The sequence below is a fragment of the Microbacterium sp. K24 genome (genome assembly GCF_004794465.1).
In the GTDB taxonomy this organism is placed as follows: domain Bacteria; phylum Actinomycetota; class Actinomycetes; order Actinomycetales; family Microbacteriaceae; genus Microbacterium.
The window spans coordinates 1-718 of the sequence record NZ_SSDJ01000039.1 but is presented as its reverse complement, the minus strand read 5'-3'; the positions used below and the strand labels follow the sequence as shown (position 1 = coordinate 718).

1 protein-coding gene is annotated in these 718 nt (G+C 68.9%); it reads right to left on the bottom strand.

The annotated features are described in order from the left end of the window. A partial coding sequence (locus DW306_RS21150; RefSeq protein ID WP_240747015.1) for an Ig-like domain-containing protein occupies positions 1-718 on the bottom strand: 718 nt, incomplete at both ends.

Genomic DNA, 718 nt, shown 5'->3' with positions numbered 1-718 from the left:
TCGGGCCCCGCCTTGAAGCGCACCTGGTCCTGCGAGACGAACGCCTCGCCGTCCTCCGGGTCCACGAACGGCTCGATGAGCTCGGGCGAGACGTGCAGCACGTCGTCGTTGGGGTGCGTGTCGTTGTCGAGCACGGGAATCGTGACGACGTCGCCCGCGCGGACGATCGCGGTGTCGTCGTTGGCGTCGGGTTGGAGGATCTGGTCCGGTGCGGGGATCGAGATCACGACGACCTCGCCCTCGGCGGACTTCGAGCCGTTCGAGATGCGGTACTTGATGCGCGCCTGGTCGGTGAGCGATCCCTGGTCGGTGATGCGGAGGGTCTCGTGGTTGATCACCGAGACCGAGATGCCGCTGTTGTCCTCGATCGAGACCGACTGCACGACGAGGATGCCGCCGGCCGGATCCATGTCGTTCGCGAGCACGCCGATCAGCACGTCGCCGCCGGTCGGCAGCAGCGCGACGTCGCGGACGGCCACCGGCGGGAGATCGGCCTCGCTCGCCTCGAGCACGTCGACGCGCACGATGCCTTCGCCGTTCTCGGGTCCCGCCGTCGCGAGATAGAGCACGTAGTAGGTGCCGGGAGCCTCGGCGGTGAAGCTGAACGTCTTGTTCGGGAAGTCGGGCAGGACCGTCGCGCCCGGCACCTCGTTGACGCGTCCGAGACGCAGCGGCTCGCGGCCCGAGCTGGTGTCGTTCGCGAGCGGGGCGACCGTGA